The sequence below is a fragment of the Cecembia calidifontis genome, from assembly GCF_004216715.1.
Lineage (GTDB): Bacteria > Bacteroidota > Bacteroidia > Cytophagales > Cyclobacteriaceae > Cecembia_A > Cecembia_A calidifontis.
Genome location: NZ_SGXG01000001.1, coordinates 4,486,149 through 4,509,340, shown reverse-complemented (window position 1 = coordinate 4,509,340; position 23,192 = coordinate 4,486,149). Strand labels below are relative to the sequence as shown.

At 41.5% G+C, this 23,192-nt stretch carries 21 protein-coding genes; 10 read left to right on the top strand and 11 right to left on the bottom strand.

All coding sequences use genetic code 11. The features are described 5' to 3' along the window. The first annotated feature begins 1 nt into the window (after position 1). Positions 2-574, top strand: coding sequence for a helix-turn-helix domain-containing protein (locus BC751_RS19450; protein WP_130277075.1), 573 nt, complete (start codon positions 2-4; stop codon positions 572-574). Between the two features lie 194 nt (positions 575-768). Here the strand turns inward: BC751_RS19450 and BC751_RS19445 are convergent, their stop codons facing one another. Further along, on the bottom strand, positions 769-1,053 hold the full coding sequence (locus BC751_RS19445; RefSeq protein ID WP_130277074.1) for a TIGR03643 family protein: 285 nt from the start codon (positions 1,051-1,053) through the stop codon (positions 769-771). An 82-nt stretch (positions 1,054-1,135) separates the two neighbouring features. Between BC751_RS19445 and BC751_RS19440 the strand changes: the two genes are divergently transcribed. Next, the gene (locus tag BC751_RS19440; protein ID WP_341272850.1) at positions 1,136-2,563 is read left to right on the top strand and encodes a cryptochrome/deoxyribodipyrimidine photo-lyase family protein; all 1,428 of its coding nucleotides are present in this window, start codon (positions 1,136-1,138) and stop codon (positions 2,561-2,563) included. Between the two features lie 234 nt (positions 2,564-2,797). Here BC751_RS19440 and BC751_RS19435 read toward each other — a convergent pair whose 3' ends face one another. Both BC751_RS19435 and BC751_RS19430 read right to left on the bottom strand, forming a co-directional pair. Continuing rightward, entirely contained in the window at positions 2,798-4,003 is a 1,206-nt protein-coding gene (locus BC751_RS19435) for a hypothetical protein (protein WP_130277072.1), read from the bottom strand. 7 nt (positions 4,004-4,010) lie between these two features. Beyond that, positions 4,011-5,645 (bottom strand): hypothetical protein, encoded by a 1,635-nt coding sequence (locus tag BC751_RS19430; RefSeq protein ID WP_130277071.1) that lies wholly within the window; start codon positions 5,643-5,645, stop codon positions 4,011-4,013. Positions 5,646-5,964: 319 nt separating this feature from the next. Here BC751_RS19430 and BC751_RS19425 point away from each other — a divergent pair, with 319 nt between their 5' ends. Continuing rightward, positions 5,965-7,272 carry an IS1380 family transposase gene (locus BC751_RS19425; protein ID WP_130273823.1) on the top strand — a complete coding sequence of 436 codons (1,308 nt, stop codon included), beginning with the start codon at positions 5,965-5,967 and terminating at the stop codon, positions 7,270-7,272. Positions 7,273-7,586: 314 nt separating this feature from the next. Here the strand turns inward: BC751_RS19425 and BC751_RS19420 are convergent, their stop codons facing one another. The 5 genes from BC751_RS19420 to BC751_RS19400 form a co-directional block, all read right to left on the bottom strand. Next, positions 7,587-9,761, bottom strand: a complete 2,175-nt coding sequence (locus BC751_RS19420) for an acylase (RefSeq protein WP_130277651.1) — start codon at positions 9,759-9,761, stop codon at positions 7,587-7,589. A 47-nt stretch (positions 9,762-9,808) separates the two neighbouring features. Beyond that, positions 9,809-10,669, bottom strand: a complete 861-nt coding sequence (locus tag BC751_RS19415) for an alpha/beta hydrolase (RefSeq protein ID WP_130277070.1) — start codon at positions 10,667-10,669, stop codon at positions 9,809-9,811. 124 nt (positions 10,670-10,793) lie between these two features. After that, on the bottom strand, positions 10,794-12,011 hold the full coding sequence (locus tag BC751_RS19410) for an ATP-grasp domain-containing protein (protein WP_130277069.1): 1,218 nt from the start codon (positions 12,009-12,011) through the stop codon (positions 10,794-10,796). A 3-nt stretch (positions 12,012-12,014) separates the two neighbouring features. Beyond that, on the bottom strand, positions 12,015-13,445 hold the full coding sequence (locus BC751_RS19405; RefSeq protein ID WP_130277068.1) for a leucyl aminopeptidase family protein: 1,431 nt from the start codon (positions 13,443-13,445) through the stop codon (positions 12,015-12,017). Positions 13,446-13,464: 19 nt separating this feature from the next. Further along, positions 13,465-14,280 carry a hypothetical protein gene (locus BC751_RS19400; protein WP_130277067.1) on the bottom strand — a complete coding sequence of 272 codons (816 nt, stop codon included), beginning with the start codon at positions 14,278-14,280 and terminating at the stop codon, positions 13,465-13,467. Between the two features lie 127 nt (positions 14,281-14,407). Here BC751_RS19400 and BC751_RS19395 point away from each other — a divergent pair, with 127 nt between their 5' ends. Further along, the gene (locus tag BC751_RS19395; RefSeq protein WP_130277066.1) at positions 14,408-15,280 is read left to right on the top strand and encodes an SDR family oxidoreductase; all 873 of its coding nucleotides are present in this window, start codon (positions 14,408-14,410) and stop codon (positions 15,278-15,280) included. Between the two features lie 89 nt (positions 15,281-15,369). Here BC751_RS19395 and BC751_RS19390 read toward each other — a convergent pair whose 3' ends face one another. The 3 genes from BC751_RS19390 to BC751_RS19380 form a co-directional block, all read right to left on the bottom strand. Continuing rightward, on the bottom strand, positions 15,370-15,891 hold the full coding sequence (locus tag BC751_RS19390; RefSeq protein WP_130277065.1) for a hypothetical protein: 522 nt from the start codon (positions 15,889-15,891) through the stop codon (positions 15,370-15,372). Between the two features lie 75 nt (positions 15,892-15,966). After that, positions 15,967-16,929: a sodium-dependent bicarbonate transport family permease gene (locus tag BC751_RS19385; protein ID WP_130277064.1), complete on the bottom strand. Its 963-nt coding sequence runs from the start codon at positions 16,927-16,929 to the stop codon at positions 15,967-15,969. Beyond that, the gene (locus tag BC751_RS19380; protein WP_130277063.1) at positions 16,926-17,423 is read right to left on the bottom strand and encodes a hypothetical protein; all 498 of its coding nucleotides are present in this window, start codon (positions 17,421-17,423) and stop codon (positions 16,926-16,928) included. The genes BC751_RS19385 and BC751_RS19380 overlap by 4 nt, the downstream gene beginning before the upstream one ends. Positions 17,424-17,514: 91 nt before the next feature. Here BC751_RS19380 and BC751_RS19375 point away from each other — a divergent pair, with 91 nt between their 5' ends. From BC751_RS19375 to BC751_RS19350, 6 genes are all read left to right on the top strand, one after another. Continuing rightward, positions 17,515-18,441, top strand: coding sequence for a LysR family transcriptional regulator (locus BC751_RS19375; protein WP_130277062.1), 927 nt, complete (start codon positions 17,515-17,517; stop codon positions 18,439-18,441). A gap of 91 nt (positions 18,442-18,532) precedes the next feature. Continuing rightward, positions 18,533-18,790 carry a hypothetical protein gene (locus BC751_RS19370; RefSeq protein WP_130277061.1) on the top strand — a complete coding sequence of 86 codons (258 nt, stop codon included), beginning with the start codon at positions 18,533-18,535 and terminating at the stop codon, positions 18,788-18,790. 367 nt (positions 18,791-19,157) lie between these two features. Further along, positions 19,158-19,820 carry a hypothetical protein gene (locus BC751_RS19365; protein WP_130277060.1) on the top strand — a complete coding sequence of 221 codons (663 nt, stop codon included), beginning with the start codon at positions 19,158-19,160 and terminating at the stop codon, positions 19,818-19,820. 2 nt (positions 19,821-19,822) lie between these two features. Beyond that, entirely contained in the window at positions 19,823-21,655 is a 1,833-nt protein-coding gene (locus BC751_RS19360) for a T9SS type A sorting domain-containing protein (RefSeq protein WP_130277059.1), read from the top strand. Positions 21,656-21,664: 9 nt separating this feature from the next. Then, positions 21,665-22,378, top strand: coding sequence for a hypothetical protein (locus BC751_RS19355; protein ID WP_165389865.1), 714 nt, complete (start codon positions 21,665-21,667; stop codon positions 22,376-22,378). Between the two features lie 221 nt (positions 22,379-22,599). After that, on the top strand, positions 22,600-22,983 hold the full coding sequence (locus BC751_RS19350) for an HYC_CC_PP family protein (protein ID WP_130277057.1): 384 nt from the start codon (positions 22,600-22,602) through the stop codon (positions 22,981-22,983). Positions 22,984-23,192: the final 209 nt, after the last annotated feature.

Below are 23,192 nucleotides of genomic sequence, written 5' to 3'. Positions count from 1 at the left end.
AATGGAAGAAAAGGTTGTAAAGGAAATACAGGTCAAAAATATGGTTTGCCCCCGCTGTATATTAGCGGTGGAACAGGCACTGCAACAACTGTCTATTCCTTTTGAGAAAGTCGTATTGGGAAAAGTATTGTTATCCGATCCAATAGAGGAAAGTAAATTTATCCAATTGGAGCAAGAGTTTCACCAATTGGGATTTGAAATCCTGAAAAGCAGAGAGGTGCAAAAGATAGAGGAGGTCAAACGCTTGCTCCAAGGACTGATCCAAAATGCAGATATTTCAGAAAAATTCAACCTTTCAGATTTTATCAGGGAGCATATTCCCGAAGATTATTCCCGCATCAGCCACTTGTTCAGCAGTACAGAAGGAATCACTATAGAACGCTTTTTTATTGAATTAAAATTGGACAAGGTCAAGGAATGGTTGTTTTATGAGGAAATCCAATTGAGTGAAATGGCCTGGAAACTGGGGTATAGCTCTGTGCAGCACCTTTCCTCACAGTTTAAGAAGCATACCGGAATGACCCCTTCAGCATACAAAAAGATCCGGAAGGGGAGTTTTGAGGGCTGGAAATAACCTTACCCCCTAAAAAAACAGCAAAGCGTCGATTCACATCGACGCCTAAAAGTTTTTGCAAGGTTAGTAAAAAATGTTCGTTTGCTGTACGTTCCCAAAAGTACATCACCAAGATTGCCTCAACGCAAAGGGAATATTAAATGTCCTTTAATAAAAAGGAAACTTTTTCTTAAAATCTTAATATAAGCATAACCTTAGCGTTTGGAAATTTTGTTCAGGCTGATGTTTTTCTGAAGGGTAGATTTAAACCGCTCCATAACTTCCGGTCTTTTTGCCCGGTGTTTTGTTGCCCTTCCCTGTACCCGCTCTCTCCACATCCTGAAGGAACTTTCTTTCATCTCCCTGCGCATCAGGGTGATGACTTCTTGTTCTGAAAGCCCAAACTGTGCAGTAATGGCATCAAAAGGAGTCCTGTCCTCCCAGGCCATCTCTATGATCCTGTCAATTGCTTCTTGCGAAAGATTTTTGAGTTTCTTCATATTCCCTAAACTTTAGCTTTTGTCCTTTGTTTTTCAAGGGATGCAAAAAGTGAATATTGTTTGGTTTAAAAGGGATTTGAGGTTGAAGGACCATGAAGCCCTGTCTGTGGCGATTGCCGAGGGTCTGCCCATTATTCCCATTTACTGTTTTGAGCCCTCTTTGGTTCGGGCGCCTCAAAGCAATGAAAGACATTGGCGCTTTGTTTGGCAGAGTTTAGAAGAAATGAACAAAGAGTTGCAATGTTGGGATGGGAAAGTACATGTATTTTATCAAGAAGTCCTTCCTGTTTTTCAAAAACTGGCAACCCACTATCAGGTGCAAAAGGTATTCTCCCATGTGGAAACAGGCATTCAAGTTACCTATGAGAGAGATAAAACCATGGCTGATTATTTTGCATCCCAGGGCATAGTTTGGAATGAATTTCAGCAGCAGGGCGTCAGCCGGGGAAGAAAGGATAGGAAAAACTGGTCCAAGGACTGGTATGCGTTCATGGCATGGCCGACAAAAGACCCTGAGCTTTCCAAGGCCAGGTTTTTTACCCTTTCTAAGGACTTGTTGCAAAGTATTGATCAAGAACAAATTCCCGAAAGCTGGAAAACTGTCCAGCCAAATATGCAAAAAGGGGGTGAGGGTACAGGGCGAAAGTACATGGATTCCTTCTTTTCGGATCGGGTCAAAAATTACAATAAGCACATCAGCAAACCTGAACTCAGCAGGAAAGGCTGTAGCCGTCTGTCTCCTTATTTGGCTTGGGGAAATCTGTCCGTTCGCCAAGTATTCCAGGCAGCAGAAAAGCGGAAAAAGGAAAAATTCCAGGTCCGTAACCTTACCAATTTCCAGTCCCGGCTGCGTTGGCATTGTCATTTTATCCAAAAATTTGAGATGGAATGCCAAATGGAGTTCAGAAACGTAAATAAAGGTTTTGACGAACTGGAAAAACCCTATGATGAAAAGAAAGTCAAAGCTTGGGAAGAGGGGGAAACAGGTTATCCTTTGGTGGACGCCTGTATGCGCTGTCTCCGCGAAACAGGCTACCTGAATTTCAGGATGCGTGCCATGTTGGTATCTTTTTTGACCCATCACTTATGGCAGGATTGGAGGGTGGGGAAGGACCATTTGGCAAGGCTCTTTTTGGATTTTGAACCGGGGATTCATTATCCGCAGCTGCAGATGCAGGCAGGAGTAACCGGTATCAATACCGTGCGTATTTATAATCCTGTCAAACAATCCCAAGACCATGATCCGGAGGGGGAATTTATCAAAAAATGGGTGCCTGAATTGATCAATGTGCCTGCTCCCTTGATCCATGAGCCCTGGAACATGACCCTTATTGAACAGGATTTATATCGCGTGAGGATAGGAATTGATTACCCTGCTCCTGTGGTGGAACTGGAATCAGCGGCCCGTTTTGCCAGAGAAAAGATCTGGCAGGCCCAAAAATTCCCTGCTGTCCAGGAAGATGCCAAAAGGATACTGAACAAGCATACGGTCCCGAACCGATGGCCGTGATTTTTGAGAAGCTAAATACTAGTTGCGAGGGAGGACTGAGCGTCAAGAAAATGTCCCTCTGTACATTTTTAGCCAAGGGCCAGGTTGCAGTTTAGGAATAAGAGCAAGGGCAAAACTTGTCCAGAAGGATTCCGGGAGTAAAAAGAGCTAAAATAGATTGGTTTTGGATTTTATCATTCCAAAACCAATCAAATTCATGCACTGTTTTCCAAATCAACCAATCCCCTCGGAGGATTACCTTTTTACCTGACTCATCCAATTGCCCCAGGCTAATCCGAGCCTGCAGGTAATGAGTCCTATCAGGGCGGCAATTCCCAATCCTTTGACCAAATCCCAACCTCTACTGATGTATTCAGGATGGAAAATATAGCGGTATGGTGAATCAGGATTCGCCCAGTAAGGGTAAGAATACCTGCCAAAAAACCAGCCTCTTCCGAATTCTGACATCTGCAGTTCTGCAAAATACCATTGTGCGGGAACAAAACTGATGACAAACCCAAGGGATAAGGCAGCTGCCAGCACCCATTTATTCCTGCTTTTCCATTTGGAAATGATGAGATCGATAACCATAGCAGGTACAATCAAAATAAATGGGAAATGGAAAGGTTGGAACCTGGTGATGTAATTATACACCGGACTCAGCTTGGGCTCCGCGGGAAAAAGGGGCAATACCCAGACCATACCTGCCATCAATAAGGTATAAACAATGGCCATTTTGGTGGCTCCCCATTTGTAGGGAGAAGCATAAGCTACCGAAACCATCAGGATAGGAAGGGCGGCCATGGCAACCTGATAGGTCAATACATGGTGTTGCCTACTTAGGAAAAAATATTCAGCAAAGAATGTATAGCCCATCACCAGCAAAAAACCGGAACTCATAGCGTATAACCAATGCAGGTGGGTTTTGGCTTTGTCCTGAAGGTTATTTCCCAGTCTGTTTTGAACCGCAATGACCGATATCAATGCACCAAACTGGATGACAATCATGCCCAATCCAAGAACAGCATGAGGAGGAGAAAGGATTTTTACATCCAGCCCGTAGGTGTTGTGCCACCAATCATCGAAAGGCGCTGAAGTCAGCATGGCAAATGCACCCCAAATGCAAAACATAGCGCCCAAGGAACCATGGAAGATACCCCAAAACTTGATGGTCTCCTGTTTTTCTTGCAGGCTTCCCCAAAAACTGGTTTTCAGGACCTTGATACCGGAGAATATACCTGACACGATGGCCCCCAGGTAGATGGCCAAATGAGGTGGTGAAAAAAGACCATCTCTTCCCACACTCATGTGCCAGGAAATGTCCCACTGCAAACCTACAGCTATGCAAAAAGAAGCAAAGACGGAGGCATAGATAAAGCTTGGGATTACCCGCGTTGTCACAGAAGTTTCCGAGGACTGAAGGGTTTCCTCTAAGGTCAGGGTACTGAAATTCGTTTTCATAATTTTTTTATTCTACTTCTACATCAAAAGCACCATTGACGATTTTTCCGTCAATTTTTACCTGTATCCAAATTCTGTAATTCCCTTTATCAGGGAAAGCATAAGGAAAACTGACCATACTGTGTTCCTCATGCCCCGGATCCGTCTTATTGTAATGGACCATATTTCCCATCAAAAGGCTATCTCTTTCCGCATCGGGTAAGGCATCGAGAAATGCCACTACCCGATCAATACTGTCCTGAAAACTCAAACTTTGTGGTATATCTGAAAATCCGATTTTTCCTGATTTGAACCTGTCCACCAGCATTTGCTGTGAGCCCATGGAATAATTTCCTGTTGGATGCAAATGGATGTAAACCGTTCCATCATGTTTCAATACTACTGCATGGCCCATCATGCCCAAATAAGGTTCAAGGCTGGCAGGTTCACCTTCTGGGTCAAATAAGGCAAAGTCTAAGCTATATAATTTTCCCGCTTCAAATTTTCCGGTTTCTGTTTCCCAAACAGCCGAATACCCTCCGGGAAGGTCTGTTTTGATACCGGGCTTGCCGCAGATCATGATATCCCCGTCCAAAGTGATCAATTTGTTGGAGACAGGATTGGAAAAAGTATAGGTGTCATCACGTCCCAAGATTACCGGATCATTGGAAGCCAACTTGAAATTGTTGGTTTCAGGAATGGTCAGATCAGCAACAATCGTTTCTGCAAAACCGGTATATCGGGTGATATCTGCAAACACATGGTAATCCCCGGAAGGTAGTGGAGGTAATTTGACCTTGAAATTCAAAGTATCCAGGCGCTCCGGGTGCAAATGGGCAAAAACATCAAGGTCTCCTTTTCTGATCAGAAAAAGGTGCATGAGTTTCCCATGATCCGGAACTATAAAGCTGATCCTTCTGGTTACCCTTCCCTGGGTGGATTTAAGCGGGTCAACTTCCAGGTGCAGAAAATTTCCCTCGGGACTGCTTTCAAAAGTAGCAGTTCCATTAAGGGGTTCAAACATGTAATTCCGGTATTGGTTGGATTCGGCATCCCACCAGGATTTTCCGCCCCAAAGGATCAGTAGCATGACCAAGGTTCCGACTACTATACCAATCTGCTTTCTTTTTTGGCTTTTCACTGTCCTTTCCATACCCGGTTCACGGATGGAATCACTCATAGCTGAGGCTACGATGGTCACCATCAACACCACCAAAAGCACCCCCAATAGGACCAAAATGATGCCCAGCTCAACAGGCATTTCTTTTTGTGCAGTGGGTACAGCCATGACCGGGATAATGGCTTCAAAGGTTTCGCCTCCTACAGTCATCATTAATTGCACACTGGAGGTTCCCGGTTCCATAAACCAAAGCTCACCCTCATATTTTCCTATTTCACCTTTAACAGGATAGAGCGGATCTGCTTTTGGGGTGCCTTTAAGCCCTGCAGACCAATAAACCGGTCGGGCCTCCAAAGAGATTCCTTCAGGGGTTTCCGGAATGATGACCGTCACTACTGCTGTTCCGGGTACCACATCAGGAGGATTAATATTTGCCAACACCCTATAGGGACCCAATAACCCCTCAAAAATAACTCCGGGACTCCCCACATGGCTGCTAAAGAGGATAAGGATAAGTATTGGGGCTAGAATTTTTCCGATCATGATCCATGGTTAATCTGATAGCCTAAGTTATTAAAAAACAATAGGCTATACAATTTATGAAAAAAAGGGCGAAATCTTTTATCGCCCTTTTTTTTCTCGATGAAGTTCCATCCGAAAACTGCATCGCATCCGTCTGAATTAAGAGGAGGTCTAAACCATTATAATCTGTACCTTCAAGCTACTTTTTACTGATTTCCTTAAATCCGCAGGGCGGATTTAAAAAAAGCCGAAAAAGTGGCTGAATTTATTCAATTCAGGCTTTTCCGGCTCGTTTTTTTTTCACTTATTTAGGTGTTACCACACATCCTTGATAAGCGGTATGAAAATTACGAATTCGACAGAAAAAATCACACCTTTCGGAGGTTTTAATTTTGTTTTTAACTCTTTCAAAAATTCTGGTCTCCCAGAACTCATTGATAATCAATTGGGGGTTAGAGCCTTAAGGGGAGGGTTTTCATACAGTGACATTTTCGCCAATCATATGGCTATTTTCTTTAATGGTGGCGACTGTACTGAAGATATCAATGTTCACTTGAGAGACGCACTTGAACAGGTCCCTTCATTTTCAGTATGCAGTGCCGATACAATTCTGAGAGGTATCAAAGAGCTTGCTGTTGATACAGAACTCTTTATAAATCCGTCCAGTGGAGTAAGCCATGAATTTAATATCAATGGAAAACTCAACAGCTTGTTGTTAAAATCAGCTTGTAAGACCGGATTACTCAAGTCAGGTGTTGCTTACGACCTCGATTATGACAACACCGTCATTCCAACTGAAAAGTACGATTCAAAAAAGACATATAAACACGTCTATGGATATCAGCCAGGTGTAGCTTCCATAGCACATCCTGAATTTTCACAGGCCATTCCTGTGTACGTAGAGGGCAGAAATGGCAACAGTCAGGCCAAATATTTGCAGGCTGATACACTTACACGCATGTTTGGGCAGCTTACCAATGAAAATATCCGTATCGGAAGGTTCAGAGCCGATTCAGCATCCTATCAGGAAGAAGTTCTCCGCACACTGGAAGCACATACCGAAAGCTTTTATATACGGGCAAACAGATGTGCCAAACTGGATAATATCCTTGGAAGTATAGCCCCTGAGAAGTGGCAGAAAATACGTTTGGGTGTACAGGAAATGGAAGTTACTGACCTATCCGACTACAAACCTTTCGGTAAAGACAGGTCTTACAGGCTGGTCATTACCAGAATCAGGCGTAAAGACGGGCAGGCAGATGTGTTTAGTGGAGATGCATTTACTTACAGGGCTATTCTGACCAATGAACATACATCGTCCAATGAAGCTGTTGTAAGGTTTTATAACGCCCGGGGTGCAAGCGAACGCTTGTTTGATGTACTCAACAATGACTTTGGCTGGTCTAAGTTGCCCTGTTCGTTCCTTGCAGAGAATACCTCCTTTATGCTTATGACGGCTATGTATGCCAATTTTTACACCTATATCATTGGAGAGTATTCCAGAAAAGTTGATTGGCTTAAGCCTACCGACAGGCTCAAGAAGTTTATCTTCAGATTTATCACTGTTTCAGCCAAGTGGATAAGAACGGGAAGAAGAGAAGTGCTCAAACTGTTCACGAGTAAGGATTACAAGCCGATTTTGAACTAAATTCAGATAAAAACCCCTCAGGAGCTCAAAAAATAAAGATTTACAGGGAAGAGGTATGCCTTTTCCATTAAAATTGAGGAAAAAAACCGTCCATTTTATCCTCAAACCTAAAATCCATTGTCTCAAAACTATGAACACTCTTCAATCAAAGGGAAGAAATTCCCGAACTAGACCAAAAATGAACACAAACAAGCAGATTCAAATCTCCAAACTAAAATCCTGCGGATTTTAGGGATTTCATTCCATCTCCCCATATCAAGAAATAGCTTTCAATCAACGATCAAATGTTTTATCCGGGGTTGATTTTTTAGGTATCAATTCCTCTCTCCCGGTTTATATTTTGCTCTTGCGTTTTTCAATACTTCTTCCTTGTAGTAATGAACGTCTTTAAACTCGCCTTTGGCATATTTTTCTGCCTGGTCCACAAAATGCGGGGAGAATGGATTGCCGCTCTGCCCCCCGGCCAAGATACTCTTCGCTTTGACTTTTTCCCCAAACTCCACTACGGCCACAAAACTGTTGCCCACATTTCCATACCATTTTTTGGTATTGGGGTAAGCCCTGCTGCCATAAGCCGCCAAAGATCCCCAAAGGGAGGAATTGTATCCAATGGGCAGACTGGGCAATTCGTCAAAGAATTTCCCCTGGATTTCATTGGTGACCCTCTGGAAGCGGTTGATGTCTCCCCAAGGGGTGTTCCAAGTCCCAAAATCCTCATTCAGTTTGTTGATCGCTTTTTCAAAGGCTTCCAGTTTCATCCCGTCTGTGGTTTCTTGGGCAAGAAAATCAAAAATGTAGACATCCCAGGGCCTGTCCAAATCTCTCGCATCCGCCATTAATTGTCCTCCCCATAAGACAGCCAAGCTCGTTCCTACTGAATTTACTCCCGTTTTAAGGTCCCAGTTGGCAAGCGCCTTCATAGGCTCTTTTAAGCGCTCTTTTTTAGGGTGGCTATCCGGCAGGGCATTATAAGCCTTCTGCAAGGCCGGGATCAATGGTTCAAAGGCCATCAAGGTGGGTTCGTAGGCAGTTGCGATCAAAGATTCCAAGGTGAAATCCTTTTGACCTGTCAGTACCCTTACAGCATTGAGTCCTCTGGCATTTTCAAGGTCCCAGGCCATGTAAGGAGGATAATCTTCTTTTTTGGGACTATAAGGGCCTGCTGCCGTAAAAGGGGTGGAATTACAATTTTGTATCCATCCATTTTCAGGATTCTCTATATAGATCATTTCTTCCACTTCGTGGAGCCCTTTCCAGTCTGTAGCGGGATTACTGCCATCCACTACATTTCTCCAATCAAATTGAGGGTCCCTAATGGGGATAAAGTTGCCATGGTAGTACACAATATTCCCGTCACGGTCTGCATAAACTGTATTGTTGGAAGAATTGGTTTTCAGTTCCATGGTGGCTTTGAACTCCTGATGGTTTTTGGTTTTTGTCCTGCTGTAGGATTGGGTCAAGGCCTTTACCCTCTCTACCATCAGGGAAATGGCAATCCATTTGCCATCCTCTTCCCTGATGACAGGGCCATGATGGCTGTAATAAGCAGTAATTTCCCTTTCCAATATTTCATCCCCTTCTTTATATTTCAAAAGGATGTTCTTCTCGGTTAAAGGTTTCCATTCTTCACCAAAGAGGTAATGGTATTTTCCGTTCTTTTTTTCAACCCTCAGGGCAAAATGGTCGATGGCATCTGCCCGGCTGGAGGTGTGCATCCAGCCATTGAATTCATTGAATCCCTGGTAGATAAAAAACTGTCCCCAGGTCACAGCACCATAGGCATTCAGTCCTTCTTCACTGACCATATGCACTTCAGGCCTGAAATAGAAGGATGTGTGGGGATTGATCAGCAAAAGGGCATTCCCCGATTTGCTCAGTTTCGGGGAAATGGCAAAACCATTAGAGCCTCTGGGTTCTTCCATCCAATCTCTTTCCTGTAGCACCAGATTGGCATGGAAATCCTTGTCATAAAATGCTTTGAGCTGGTTGACCGAAATGGTTTCAATGTCACCTCCGATACTCCCCTCACTGAAGGTCAGGGCCATCCAGGGTTCAAATTTGGTGATCAGCTTGGGTTTAACTTCCGGGTGGGTGTGGAGGAAATAATTGATGCCATCCGCCCAAGCATCCATCAGGTCCTTCAGCCATTTAGGGGAGCCTGCGTATTCCTTTTTGACGATTTCTTCATCAATGTAAAGCTTCATGCGGAAATCGGAGTAGAGCTGTGAGATGCCTTCCACCTCTGCCATCCTCCCCATGGCGTTGATGTAATTTACTTCCACCCGGTTGAAATCATCCTCACATTGGGCGTAGATCATGCCAAAAACTGCATCTGCATCTGTTTTTCCATAAATATGGGGAATACCCCATTCGTCTCTTATGATTTCGGTTTGGTTAGCCCTATTTTGCCATCTCTGCAGGTCATTTTGGGCTGTGGCAAAGGACCACAAAAGGATCAAAAAACAAAATAATGTGGATTTTTTGGTCATAAATGGGTTAAATGATGCTAAGTCTAAATGAAGGAGATTAAATGCTGTCACTTGGTTCCATGCTTTTTGAATACTTTATCAATAAACAGCATGTGGAAAGGCAAAGCCTCTGTCCAATATTCCCAGGTATGGGCTCCAGGTCTTTCGGTGTATTCATGGGGCGTGCTATTTTCCAGTAAGAGTTGGTGGATTTGCCTATTGGTATTGATCAGAAAATCATCCACCCCGCAATCAATCAAAAGTGCAATCCCATTTTCTTTCATCCTGTCCACCAAGCCTACTGCGGTATATTCACTGAAAGGAGCTTTATATTGTATATCGCCCAACATGGCTTTCTGCATTTCTTTTCTGCTTTGTTTAAATTCCGGGCTATGTATCCATAAATCCGTATCAATATTCATTACCCCGCTCATGCTTCCGGCAGCAATGAAGAGTTCTGGATTTTTAGCACTGAGCATCATGGCCCCATGCCCTCCCATAGAAAGGCCAGTAATGGCCCTGGCTTCCCTTTTGTTGATGGTCCTGTAGTTTTGGTCAATAAAAGGAATAAGCTCTTGGATAAAATAGGTCTCATACTTTACTGTATCCATCGTTGGGCTGTCATAATAGTAAGAGGAAGGGCCCACCCCAGGAGTGATGATCAATACCTGGTATTGGTTGGCAAGATCGATTAATAGATTTTCCTGGGTCACTTTCCGGTGCCAGTCGGAAAAGCTACCGGAACCTCCATGGAGCAAATAAACTGTGGGGAATTGCTGATTTTGGGAAGAGGAATAAGTGGAAGGTTTAACAATGGCAGCTTTAATCGTTTTTTGCATGGCACTGCTGAGAACTTCCAGGGTATCTACTTGTGCTATGGACTGAAAGGTCAAGCCAATTAGAAGGATTGAAAGTAATATTTTTCTCATTTTTTAACTGGATTCATGGTAAAACTATCCATTAAATCCTCTTGAAAAACCTAAAATTTGCGAACGGTAAATATCAGGGGTAAAAACAAATAAGGGATGAATAAACATCCCTTTCTGATCCATTTCAATGAAATTTCTTGACTTTTTCCTGTTCTGCAACAGTAGAAAAACCATCACTTAACCTTGCGGCATAATCATCCAGAAGTTCCATTACCTTTTCTTTGCTTTTGGATTTGACAATCAGACCGGCGTGGTATTCCAAAGGTACACGGAAACACACTTCAGGATCATCAAATGAAGAGAGGTCAGGGTGTTCGTATTTAGAGAGGGTAAGCACTATGCCGGCATAGCCTTTGGATACTTTTGGCAGTTTGTAAGATTTGCCTTTTGAGATTGCATCTTCAATATTGGCCCACTCGGCCCAAAGGTTGATGCCAGTGGCTCCTTCGACCATTTCCGCCAGATGAGCCCCGCCTACCCGTGATGAGGTTTCCAAAAAATAAACTTTCCCATCTTCTTTGCCTTTGATGAATTCGGTATGGGCAGCTCCATTTTTCATTCCGAAGGCTTTCATTACTTTTTTATTGGCTTCTTGGATGGCTTTGTCATCTTCTGAACCATATGGAATATTGGCGCTTCGGAAAATACCACCCCCCTGTGAGATTTCCATGGGGGTAGCTAAGTATCGGGAAACTGTACAAAAAAGGGTCTTTCCATCCAGGTTTAAGCTGTCGGCATGGTATACATCGCCCGGTTTGAATTGCTCCACGAGGTACCTGATCCTGTTGTCCCCCAATTCATGAATGTTTTGCCAAAGGCTGTCTTTGTCATGTACTTTGATGATGCCATGGGCAGAGGCTTCAGAACGGGGTTTCAATACCCAGGGGGCAGGAACCGTATCAGCAAACCGGTTGATATCTTCATCATTGAACAAGGCTGAAAAAGGAGGAACCAAAACACCTGCTTCATGGGCACGCATGCGCATGGCCAATTTGTCTCTGAAATACCTGCCCGTAGTCTGCCCCATTCCTGGAATCCTGAGGTGTTCTCTTAGAAAAGTAGCTTTTTCCACGTCATAATCGTCCAATGCTACAATAGCATCGATTTTGGTGTGCTTCATAATACCTGCTACACCCGCGAGTAATTTTTCCATGTCCCAGTCCAGGTCCTGACCCGGCATGTAATAAATTTCATCCAGGTATTCATGGGGCCAATTGCTCTCTCTGAGTTTTTCGGATGTGACCAAAAAAACGGTATTACCTGCTTTTTTAAGCGCAATCAGGAAAGCACTTCCCTTAAAATAATTGGAAATGCACAAAAAGGTCTTATGTGAATCGCTCATAGCTTAAAGATTTTCCATGAATTTAAGCAATAAATGTACACCAAAGGCAGTAGCATGCTTGGTTTTTGCAAATTCCGAATCCCCAAAGGCAGTTCCCGCAATATCGATATGGGCCCAGGAAGGATGGTTTTCGGTGAAAAATTCCAAAAATTTCGCTGCTGTGATGGCACCCGCATGAGGCTTGCCATGGTAATTTTTGATATCGGCAATTTCGCTGTCCATTTCCGATTGGTACACATCCCACATGGGAAGTGGCCAAACCCGCTCCCCAACTTTTTCACCGCTTTCCTGAATCTGTTTTAGAAGGGTTTCATTTTTTGAAAACAGTGCCGCACATTCGTAACCAAAAGTTCCTACCGCGCTGCCGGTAAGGGTAGCAAAATCAATGAGGGTATCGGTTTGGTAATTTTTGACCAGGTAAGTGAGGGCATCAGCCAAAATCAGTCTTCCTTCTGCATCTGTGTCTATCACCTCAATGGTCTTACCACTGTAGCTATTTATGACACCTGAAGGTAAATAAGCCTGATTGTCTATGGCATTTTCCACACAGGGAACGATGGCCGTAACCTGTACAGGCATTTCGAGGTCTGCGATCAGCTGCATGGCGCCAAGAACAGTGGCAGCCCCGCCCATATCGCATTTCATGTGCACCATTCCCTGCGTTTTGATGTTGAGCCCCCCGGTGTCAAAAGTTACTCCTTTACCCACTAGGCCAACATGTGTTTTGGCCTGCTTGGGCCTATATTCCATGATGATAAACTGGGGCTCTCTCTGGCTTCCCTGACCTACTGCCAGAAAAGCATGCAGGTTTTCTTTTTCGGCTTTTTTCCTGTCAAAAACCTTGGTTTTAAAGCCATATTGCTTCCCGGCATTTTCAGCCCATTCGGCAAGAAATATTGGTGTGATTTTATTGGGAGGCAAATCCACCAAATGGAAGGTTTCCAATTGAGCTCCCGCAATTTTTTGTGCCTTTGCGATGATTTTTTCAGCATTGGTAAGGTTGGTGAAAATGGACAGTGTAACCTTCGCCCAATCTACTTTCTTGTCAGATGAACTTTTGTAATGGCCCAATCTATAGGTGCCAAGGAGCAATCCTGAAACTGCAGCTTCGAGCATCTGCTCATCCATGTCCTCGGCAATATGCAGCAGTACGTTTTCCTTGAAAAAGTCAGCTTGTTTGGCTGTCAATCTTCGGAATGCAGTCTTAATTTCTTTGTATGTGGGATTTTTTCCTAAGCCAAGAAAAATGAAAATATTTCCATTTTCTGAGTCAGCTACAAGGTATTGGGAATCTTTTTTCCCACTAAAAATAGTCTTGGATACCTGGATATTTTGGAACTCTGATCTAGATTGTATGGCGTTTTCATTTTCAAAAAAGGGCAATATGATGGTTCCTTTAAAAGAACTCAGGTCTACAAGTTGTTGGGTTTTCATAAATTAAAAGATTTTTTATTTATAGTTCAAATATCAGGACCCTGCCATCAAAAAGGTTTACTCTGGCCTTGATTTCACAGCCGGACTCATTTTCATAAAGCAGGGTATGGTTAGTGGAAGATGTGGCATTTCTGAAAATCTGCCACCTTTCACTTCCTTGAATTGGCATTACCATTCCTCCACTAATACATTCCACCAAATACCTTTTATTCGCCAATGGGTCCATGGTGATCGGCCTTCCTGTGATGTTCCTTCCTTCCAGACTGCCAAAGCTTTCAAAGCCTGAGAGCCTTCCGTTCAGAAAGGTCAATTGAAATTCATAGTTGCCCCTGAGCCTGCTAGAAGATTCAAACTCATCGATGAATAAGAGGTCTTCAAACTCTTCAGTTCTCCTATTGGGGTTGGTCAAACTTCTGACTTGTTTAAAATCCCTTCGCCCTTCTATTTTGATTTTTCTGACCTCATAATCTTCATATTCCAATCGGGTAATGGATTCCAGGGCATTTGCATTCAGGTATTGCAAATGGATTTTTCCAGACCTTTGTAGTTTTTTGCCCGAAGTGCAATTGGCGGATTTATCAAAGGTTAGGGTTACTTTTCTTTCCGCCTCATTGATGGTGACGGTGGGACAGCTGGGTAAGGAGTCGGGAATGACTGTTCTGTAAAAATCCAATGACTGAAAAGCGAAATAATAGGCGTCCTCCAAACCCAAATTGATATGGAAGATCTCTTTTCCTTCAACCTGTAAATCTGTGGTGATGTTTTTATCTATGTCCGTATTACAACTAACGAGAACTAAAATACCCAGTGCAAGAAATAAGAATCTCTGTAACATAGCCAAATAATGAGGATGTAAATCTACTTTCTTTCATTGACATTTAAAATGATGCCAAATTGCCCGTTCCAACCTTTTTTTTGGTTTTGGGATTACCTATATTCAACGGTCAATAAATCCAAATGATATGAATTACACAGAAGGAATGCTCAAAGAAGGTGCTTTGAGAGGTAAAACTATATTAGTTACAGGTGGAGGAACTGGTTTGGGGAAATCCATGGGGCTGTATTTTTTGAAATTGGGAGCCAACCTTGTCATCACCAGCAGAAAATTGGAGGTGCTTCAGGAAACAGCCAAAGAAATGGAAAAGGAAACTGGCGGGAATGTCTTGGCATTGGCCTGTGATGTAAGGGAGATTGAACAGGTCGAAAAAATGTGGACTGATGCCATAGCCCATTATGGAAGGGTAGATGTGGTATTGAACAATGCCGCCGGTAATTTTATCAGCCCAACCGAAAGGCTATCCACCAATGCTTTCAATACGGTATTAGATATTGTTCTGAAAGGTACTTCAAATGTAACCTTGACTGCGGGTAAGCACTGGATCAAGGAAAAACAGGCCGGGACCTTTTTGAATATTGTGACAACCTATGCCTGGACAGGATCGGGTTATGTCGTTCCCAGTGCAGCAGCCAAGGCCGGTGTGTTGGCCATGACCCGGTCTTTGGCCGTGGAATGGGCCAAATATAAAATCCGCAGCAATGCCATTGCTCCCGGGCCATTCCCTACTGAGGGTGCTTGGAGCAGGTTACTTCCGGGGGATTTGGTCAAGAAATTCGATCCAGCCAAAAAAGTGCCTGTAGGGCGGGTAGGGGAGCATCAGGAGCTTGCAAATCTAGCGGCTTATTTGGTATCTGATTTTTCTGCTTATATCAATGGGGAAGTGATTACCATTGATGGAGGTGAATGGCTCATGGGAGCTGGAGAATTCAATAATTTGGAAATGATTCCTCAGGAGTTGTGGGATATGATGGAGGCTTCCAGGGGAAAAAAGCAATGAGCCCCAAAGTAGTTTGGGGCTATCTCAAAGCAAAATGGAAAATCAGGAATCTTTAATGATTGATGCCCTTCCGAATTTGGAAGGGTTTTTTATTTTTTGTCTTCCTTGAAGACAGGTGCTTTTTTGAAAGGAAGGATCAGGCTTCCGTCCCATTTTTCCAATACTTTGGTTACATTCCTTTCATCTATGGACGTGGTTTCTAAAAAATACCAGCGATCATTTCCCTCTTCCGAAACGGCGATGAGGTTGGTTTCCGTGATAAGTTGCCCACCGGGGACTTTACTGGTAGTTACTACCGGAACAAGTGCGTGGATTTCACCACTGGATCGGGTATGCTGTATGGGTTCTTTTACTCTGAATTCCTGCAGTCTTATTCCCTTACTTTGCTGGTTGTCATAAATTTTTTGCCAGGTTTTTTTCATTTCCTCTCTGCCGCCTGCCTGTTCGATCAATCCAGGATGGGTAAAATTAAGTATAGCCTCTACATCTGAGTTGATTTGTGCCCTGGCGTAGGCATGTGCAGCATTAATGATATTGGATTCAATTTGCCCCTTCGCAGTGAAGGATAAAAGCAGGACGAAAAGAATAGTACTCAACTGTGTTTTAAGCATAGTAAAAACGAGGTTTAAAATTTTTGCTTAAAACTAATATCTTCAATTAAATTTTTGAGAATTTTTTAATGAAAATTAAAGGCTGCTGGCTACCCAATAATAGATCGGAAAACCAAGGGTAATGTTGAAAGGGAACGTTACAGCCAAGGCCATGGGAAGGAATATCCCCGGATTTGCTTTGGGAACGGCAATCTTCATGGCTGCAGGGACGGCAATGTAAGAAGCTGAAGCGGCAAGGATGGCAAACATAAAGCGGTCCCCTGTATTGGGTGTGATCAATTGTGAGATGTAGGCCACAATTATTCCGTTGATAAGAGGGATAATTAGCGCAAATACAGCTGTAAATCTTCCTGAATCCAAGAAATCTTTTAATTTTTTACCACTGGTGATGCCCATATCCAACAGGAAAATGGCCAAGAAACCTTTGAAAATATCAGTGGTAAAAGGCTCAATGCCTCTTGCCTCTTTTTCAGATGCCAATAGGCCGATAATCAGACTTCCTAAGATGAGAAGTACCGAACCATTGGTAAAGGCATGGTGCACTACTTTTCTGATCTTCATTTGGGAATTGCTTTCTTCCGAAAAGATTTTGATCAAAAGTACCCCTAATATGATGGCAGGAGCCTCCATCAATGCCATTATGGCCACCATGTAACCATTGAAATGCTGCTGTTGGATTTCCAGAAAAGAAACCGCAGTCACAAAAGTTACAGCGGATACCGAACCATAAGCAGCAGCTATTGCACCTGCATTTTCTACACTGAAACGTTTTTTGAGTATGAAGAAAGTGTACAGGGGAATGATGCTCGCTACTCCAATGCCAAAAAGTACCGCCCAAATGATTCCCATGTTGAATTCGCTGTGGGCAAGCTCTTGTCCGCCTTTGAATCCAATGGCAAACAAAAGATAAAGGGAGATAAATTTAGAGGAGTTGTTAGGGATTTCCAGGTCACTTTTTAACCTTACCGCCACAATTCCTAAAACAAAAAATAAAAATGCAGGATTGGTAAAGTTGTCAATCAATAAATGGTAATTCATACTGGTTGGTGTTGGAATTCGAGTTCGAATTCAATCGATTTGTTTTTTTGTAGTTGGGTCAGAAGGCCTTTGAATTGGATCAGTCCTTCCAAATAAAGTTCAGAGAGTTTTTTGTGGTGCATCAAAAACTGTGCCTGTGATTCCATATGTAACAAGGCCAAAACCCCTACTTTAGATTGGGTTTTGGCCTCTTTTTGAACTTCAGCGGTATTGTTGTGGTATAGTTCTGAGAGCACTTTTCTTCCGGGGAAATCAATTTCATTTTGGTCCAAAATGATGTCCGTTAGAAACACCGAATCCATATCATGGACTTGGATAATTTCAACCGGCCCCAATTCTTTGATCATCCAATATATCTTATCCAGATCTATTTCCGAATTGGACTCAAATACAGTACCAGGAGAAGAAAAAAGGAAAGGTTCAGATTGGTAATGCTTCCTAAGGTAGCTTTTGATAGGATTGGAAGAACAGCTTAGGAAAATCCTCTGGGGCATTTTTTTGAAGTTTTGAAACCTTTTACAAATTTGATCAGTATAATTAATATATTTTCATTTATATTTATAATGAATTGCATAAATAAAATTTATGAACTATACACTCCATCAACTTCAGGTTTTTTTAAAGGTCACACAGACTGAAAGTATAACAAAAGCAGCAGAAGAGCTGCATTTGACACAGCCTGCAGTTTCCATACAATTGAAAAACTTTCAGGAGCAGTTTGATATACCGCTGACCGAAGTAGTAGGTAGGAAGTTATACATCACAGATTTTGGAAAAGAAATTGCTTTGGCTGCTGAAAAAATAGTGGAGCAGGTCAATGCCATTAATTTTAAGACTGCTTCATTCAAAGGTCAATTGACTGGAAGGCTTAAGATATCTGTGGTATCCACAGGGAAATATGTGATGCCTTATTTTTTGGCGGATTTTCTAAAAGCCAATCCGGGCATAGAACTCAAACTCGATGTGACCAATAAGGCCATGGTCATCAACAGTTTGGATGAAAACGAAATTGATTTCGCTTTGGTCTCAATTCTTCCTGAAGCCATGCAGGTGGAGGCGATTCCCCTTATGGAGAATAAACTTTATTTGGTGGCCAACAAGGATTTTGATCTGAACCAAAAAGTTTATGGAAAAGAGATTTTTGAAAAGATTACCCTGATTTTCAGAGAACATGGGTCAGGTACCCGCCTGACCATGGAGCGGTATTTAAGGAAAAACAATATTCCGGTAAGCAAAAAATTGGAGCTCACTTCCAATGAGGCGGTGAAACAGGCGGTAATTGCAGGATTAGGTTGTTCGGTGATGCCTCTTATAGGGCTTAGAAATGAAATTAAGGATGGGGATTTGAAGATCATTCCGGTAAATGATCTGCCTATAGTAACCACTTGGAATCTGATTTACTTAAAAAATAAGCGGTTTTCACCTGTGGCTGAGGCATTTTTGGAATACCTGCATTTGGAAAAAGAAAATATCATCAAACAGTATTTCAATTGGTTTGAGGGAGTGCATTGAGTTGTGAAAAACACTTTTAATTTTTAGGTTTTGAAAATTAAGAAAAATTCGATTGTTTAAAATCTCAGTGTAAAAAACCAAAAAGCCAGAGTTGAATACGTTTTTCATTTCTATATTCAATACTATCAGCAGCGATAAAGCTGTTTTAAATTCCCTGAATTTGCTCAGTGGTTTTATTCTTGCCATCCACCTCAAAGATGTACTTTCCGTCGATCCTGAAATTCCGGTCTTTGACATGTTCCACGGGATGAAGATGGAAAACTTGATTAGTGAAAAGGTCTCTCTAAGGGTTCCCAAGTCTGTATTTTTTGGAGTAAAGGCAAACTGGAAGTTGGTATTTTCCAATTAGATTTTCTTTGTTTTTAGCATTGGTATGTATCTGTGTTGATCTTAATTAAAGAATTCTTAGAATTTCAATATTAACAACTTTCATTTGAAACGGTTGCCCGGAGAAGATATCCCTCAACTGGGAAAAATTAAGAATGGGAACTCTTAAAAAGTATATCTTCAAAACCCAATCAAAAATAGTGACCGTGGAAGGATCCAAAATAACAAAATAAGACATGATATCTGATTTTTAGATAAGGATGATTTTAATAGAAGAAAATTTAAGTTATTGATTACTATGATCTTAGGGTTGTTTTTTTTTATTTAATTAGGTATAGTATTTTATTTTAATTAATATTAAAGTCCATAATAACTCAACAGTTGAACAAATGAAATTTAAAACCTTTGTTTTGGTAGTATTGCCATGTTTTTTTATACTATCCGTCTATGGACAACAGGATAGTAAAAGGTGGGAAGTAGGAATTGATGCCTTGTCACTTTTTTCCAAAAACCAACTGCCTTCCTATTCCATTTTTGGGAGGTATCAGCTAAATCCCAATGCTGAAAAGGAAAGTTTTATAAGGGCAAGAGTTGGGTACCAAATTCAGAATTTTGAGAAGAAAACACCAGATGAATTTTATACTTTGGTTGATGATAAAGCGGCCAATACTTTATTTTCACTAGGATACCAAAAGGATTTTGTTAGCTCCGCTAAGCATTCAATGTACTACGGAGGAGATTTGAATTTTATAAGGAGAATACAAACAATTAGTGCGTTTTACTTTTCTGAGGAAACTCTGATGTTATATACAACAGACAGAACTAATTTTTCTATGAATATAAATGTATTAATGGGGTTCAGTTACAAACCAATTAGCCAAATAAAAGTTTCTTTTGAATCAGGTCTCTTCGCAGGAAGAACTTACAAGAATGAAGATTACTTGGCAGAAACCCAAGAGGGAGATGCGATCTCATGGGGCTCAGTATCTTCTAATAAAATAGATTTTGGAGTATTACCATTCTATCAAATATTGTTTACTATAAATTTTTAATTATGAAAAAAGCTTTTATATATTTTATATTCTTTTTGATAAGTTTTACATCAGTTTCACAAACAGATCCACCAAAACCTGATGTTATATTTACCCCATATGGTTCATCACCATTTTGGTATGGGGAGCAAACATCATTTAGTTTAGGATATAAAATTGATGCTGACAATGTCAATTCACCTATTTGTAGTACGAGAAGTGCAAGTGTCACTGGAAACGGCGGTGCAACTGCTACTATAAACCCAACGCTTGATGATATATTGGTTACTTGGGGAAATCAGAAGACCGAGAGCCAGGGTGCCAAAGTAAAAATCACCTTTGGGTCATGTAACAACAGTTTATTTAATAGGAGTTTTGAGTCTCAAAACTCATATCACGTAATGTCAATAATTGGCGAAACCCCATCCCAAATAAATAATTCATCATCTCTAAATGTGCCTATCTGTCAGACCAACCCAGTTTCTTTTAGTATATCACCCATGGCAATTCCAAACGGTGTTGGTAGAGCCGCATCTGGCTATGAATGGACTATTCCAGCAGGTTGGAAGTTTGCGGATGGTACAACCTCTAATGGAACTGGAAGATTGTTTACTTCAGCAAATGCCCACACTCAAAGCTTCATTCCAAATTGCAGTAGCGTAAGTGGGAGTGTTACTGTAAGAGCTTGGACAAATACAGAGGGAAGGGGTACTCCGCATTATAGTCTTCCAAGGGCCATAGTTATAAATAGGACACCTTCTCTAACTATTACAACTCCGAATGAAATAAAATGTGGTGTTCCATTTTTAGCCTCTGTACAGGATTTGCCTTGTGCTGTAGCAAATGGATATAACTGGAACTTACCGTCAGGTTGGACGATGACTGGAACCGGAAGAACAAGGACAATTACACCTGCTGGTTCTACATCGCAAACACTTTCAGTTAATATCTCCCTTAGTTCAGGATGTGTCGTTACTACATCTAAATCTATTACACCGCAAAACGCAGGAACTATTTTGGGCCCTCCAAATGAATCTGTTTGTTCAGGTGGAAGTACATTTTCTTTAATTGATGCTCCGACCAATTCTTCAATTTCATGGACTGTTACCCCATCTAATCGAGTAGTTACCTCATCTGGCAACGGTTCTTCTGCATTTTTACAACCTAGTTCAAATCCCGGAACTGCAACCCTAAGATTTACTGTATCGGGGGCTTGTAATTATGTGGTCACAAAACAAATCAAGGTGGGACCTATTCAAACAGAAGATATAATTAATCCTGCATTTGATTCCTCTGCGGGTGGATATCCATATGTATGTCCAAATGGAGTATATGTAACACATATTAGTCCATATAATCCAAATTACCAATATGAAGTACAGGTGACGAATGGATATTCAACACAATATGGTTCAAATCCAAATTCTTTTGTTATTAATATTGCGAATTATTCACCATCACAATATGTAGATGCTGCTGTGTCGGTAAGAGTCAATAATGGCTGTGGTTGGAGCCAATGGAAAACGACAAACTTATATTCAGATCCATTTTCTTGCCCACCTGGAAGTGGCTGTAATCCAGAAAACGGGGATATATGTCTATTACTTTATCCAAACCCGTCTTCTGAAGAAGTCTCTGTTTCACTTTTGGGTGTTGAAGAACACGAAAAAAAGACAGGAAAAAGTGTAAATGAGGGACAGGTGCTTCTTTATGATAAAAATGGTAACTTAAGAAAGGTAGAAACCATTTCTAAGAAAAAGACCATGTACATTCAAGACCTTCCTGCTGGAATTTATATCCTACATTACCGAAATGGGAATTACATTACCAAGACTCAATTAAAAATAGAGAAATAAATTACAAAGATGAAATACGTAATCGTGAGTTCTGAATTATCAAAAAACGTTATTAGGGCTTTTTTTCTTATAATTTTGATATTGTATTCAATCCAACAGCAGTCCTATGCCCAAGTTAGCGACAGGATTCCCAGGTGGGAAATAGGTTTAGATGCGCTTTCCTTGATTGATAAAAATGAGCTTCCTGCCTATTCGCTTTTTGGGAGGTTTATGTTGAATCCCCAAGCTCCCAAAAAAACCAGTCTACGGTTGCGGTTGGGAGCGGAAGGATATGCTTACCTTGACTCTGCATTCAATGAGGATAAAGTTGGTCTTGATTACCGTGTCAACTCCTTTTTTGTCTCTGCAGGTATACAAAGAGAGCTCCTGATATTTGACAAGGGTTCAGTTTACTTTGGTGCAGATCTTGGATATTTCAGGAAGGTAAATCTCAAAGATTACACAGGGGACTTTGGCTGGAATGTAGTCGGGCATGACTACTATCGCGAAACAAATTTGAGGTTTGCAGGAATTCTGGGTTATACTCACCAGTTGGGCAACAACTTTGCCATCTCAGTGGAAAGTAGTTTGCAAACTATATACTCCCATCAAAAGCAGGATACCGATTACGTATCGACTTTTAATGAAGATAACATTATCATCAGCTATGAAAACAGCACTGTCAAATCCTGGCAATCAGGTATCACACCTTTTTATCAGGTTTTATTTAGTTATAGATTCTAGTTTTCCATGATTTCGTCTATCCATGTAGAGATTTGCATTGAAGAATAAAAGGAATTGAAGTATGAAGGAACTTCAGGAGATATGGTCCACTCTACTATCATTTCAGACGGTTCGGCAAGGCATTGGGGTTTAAGGTTTCAATATGATTTTTGAAACTCCAACAATAATTCTATACATTTACAAAACAGAACCTTCATAAATTTGTAGCGTAATTATTTCTCGTGAAGTCATTCATCAAAATAGCACTCCTTGTTTTCTATGTGTTTTTTAACGCAGGTTTGAGCTATTCCATGCATTTTTGTGGGGATGACTTCCAAAGGATCAATGTTTTTGCCGAATACAAAACCTGCTGTGGGTCAGACACCCCTATGTCGGGATGCTGTGATGATGTCTCCAAATTGGAACTTCCCAATTCCGATCAACAGCTATCTGATATTTTGGATTTCCAGCATCAGGTATGTGAGTTACTTACTTTTGATGCTGCTGCTTTTGAATTACCAGTAATTTTTCGAACTACAGAAGAGAAAACAGCCTCTGCTGATTCCTCACCCCCGATATTTCAGAATACTCCTATCTATATTTTTTGTCAGGTATTCCTGATTTGATTTTTCCCACAAGTAGAAAGGGTAGCCACGAAGACACTAAGGCACAAAGATTCATTGAGATTTCTGATCAACAGTCGATCTAGTATGAAAATCTATAAGGTTTTCATAGCCTGACAGGTCAAGCCAAAGCCCTTTTCGCTATTCCCTTTTTTAAACAAGCTAAAGCTTTGCTTTGGGATACAATATCCACAAATACCTTGTCCGCCTTA

Bases quoted from the DNA above. Each gene is read 5' to 3' on its own strand.
- BC751_RS19450 (WP_130277075.1), top strand. From the start codon at position 2: ATGGAAGAAAAGGTTGTAAAGGAAATACAGGTCAAAAATATGGTTTGC.
- BC751_RS19445 (WP_130277074.1), bottom strand. From the start codon at position 1,053: ATGAAGAAACTCAAAAATCTTTCGCAAGAAGCAATTGACAGGATCATA.
- BC751_RS19435 (WP_130277072.1), bottom strand. From the start codon at position 4,003: ATGAAAACGAATTTCAGTACCCTGACCTTAGAGGAAACCCTTCAGTCC.
- BC751_RS19430 (WP_130277071.1), bottom strand. From the start codon at position 5,645: ATGATCGGAAAAATTCTAGCCCCAATACTTATCCTTATCCTCTTTAGC.
- BC751_RS19425 (WP_130273823.1), top strand. From the start codon at position 5,965: ATGAAAATTACGAATTCGACAGAAAAAATCACACCTTTCGGAGGTTTT.
- BC751_RS19420 (WP_130277651.1), bottom strand. From the start codon at position 9,761: ATGACCAAAAAATCCACATTATTTTGTTTTTTGATCCTTTTGTGGTCC.
- BC751_RS19415 (WP_130277070.1), bottom strand. From the start codon at position 10,669: ATGAGAAAAATATTACTTTCAATCCTTCTAATTGGCTTGACCTTTCAG.
- BC751_RS19410 (WP_130277069.1), bottom strand. From the start codon at position 12,011: ATGAGCGATTCACATAAGACCTTTTTGTGCATTTCCAATTATTTTAAG.
- BC751_RS19405 (WP_130277068.1), bottom strand. From the start codon at position 13,445: ATGAAAACCCAACAACTTGTAGACCTGAGTTCTTTTAAAGGAACCATC.
- BC751_RS19400 (WP_130277067.1), bottom strand. From the start codon at position 14,280: ATGTTACAGAGATTCTTATTTCTTGCACTGGGTATTTTAGTTCTCGTT.
- BC751_RS19395 (WP_130277066.1), top strand. From the start codon at position 14,408: ATGAATTACACAGAAGGAATGCTCAAAGAAGGTGCTTTGAGAGGTAAA.
- BC751_RS19390 (WP_130277065.1), bottom strand. From the start codon at position 15,891: ATGCTTAAAACACAGTTGAGTACTATTCTTTTCGTCCTGCTTTTATCC.
- BC751_RS19385 (WP_130277064.1), bottom strand. From the start codon at position 16,929: ATGAATTACCATTTATTGATTGACAACTTTACCAATCCTGCATTTTTA.
- BC751_RS19380 (WP_130277063.1), bottom strand. From the start codon at position 17,423: ATGCCCCAGAGGATTTTCCTAAGCTGTTCTTCCAATCCTATCAAAAGC.
- BC751_RS19375 (WP_130277062.1), top strand. From the start codon at position 17,515: ATGAACTATACACTCCATCAACTTCAGGTTTTTTTAAAGGTCACACAG.
- BC751_RS19365 (WP_130277060.1), top strand. From the start codon at position 19,158: ATGAAATTTAAAACCTTTGTTTTGGTAGTATTGCCATGTTTTTTTATA.
- BC751_RS19360 (WP_130277059.1), top strand. From the start codon at position 19,823: ATGAAAAAAGCTTTTATATATTTTATATTCTTTTTGATAAGTTTTACA.
- BC751_RS19355 (WP_165389865.1), top strand. From the start codon at position 21,665: ATGAAATACGTAATCGTGAGTTCTGAATTATCAAAAAACGTTATTAGG.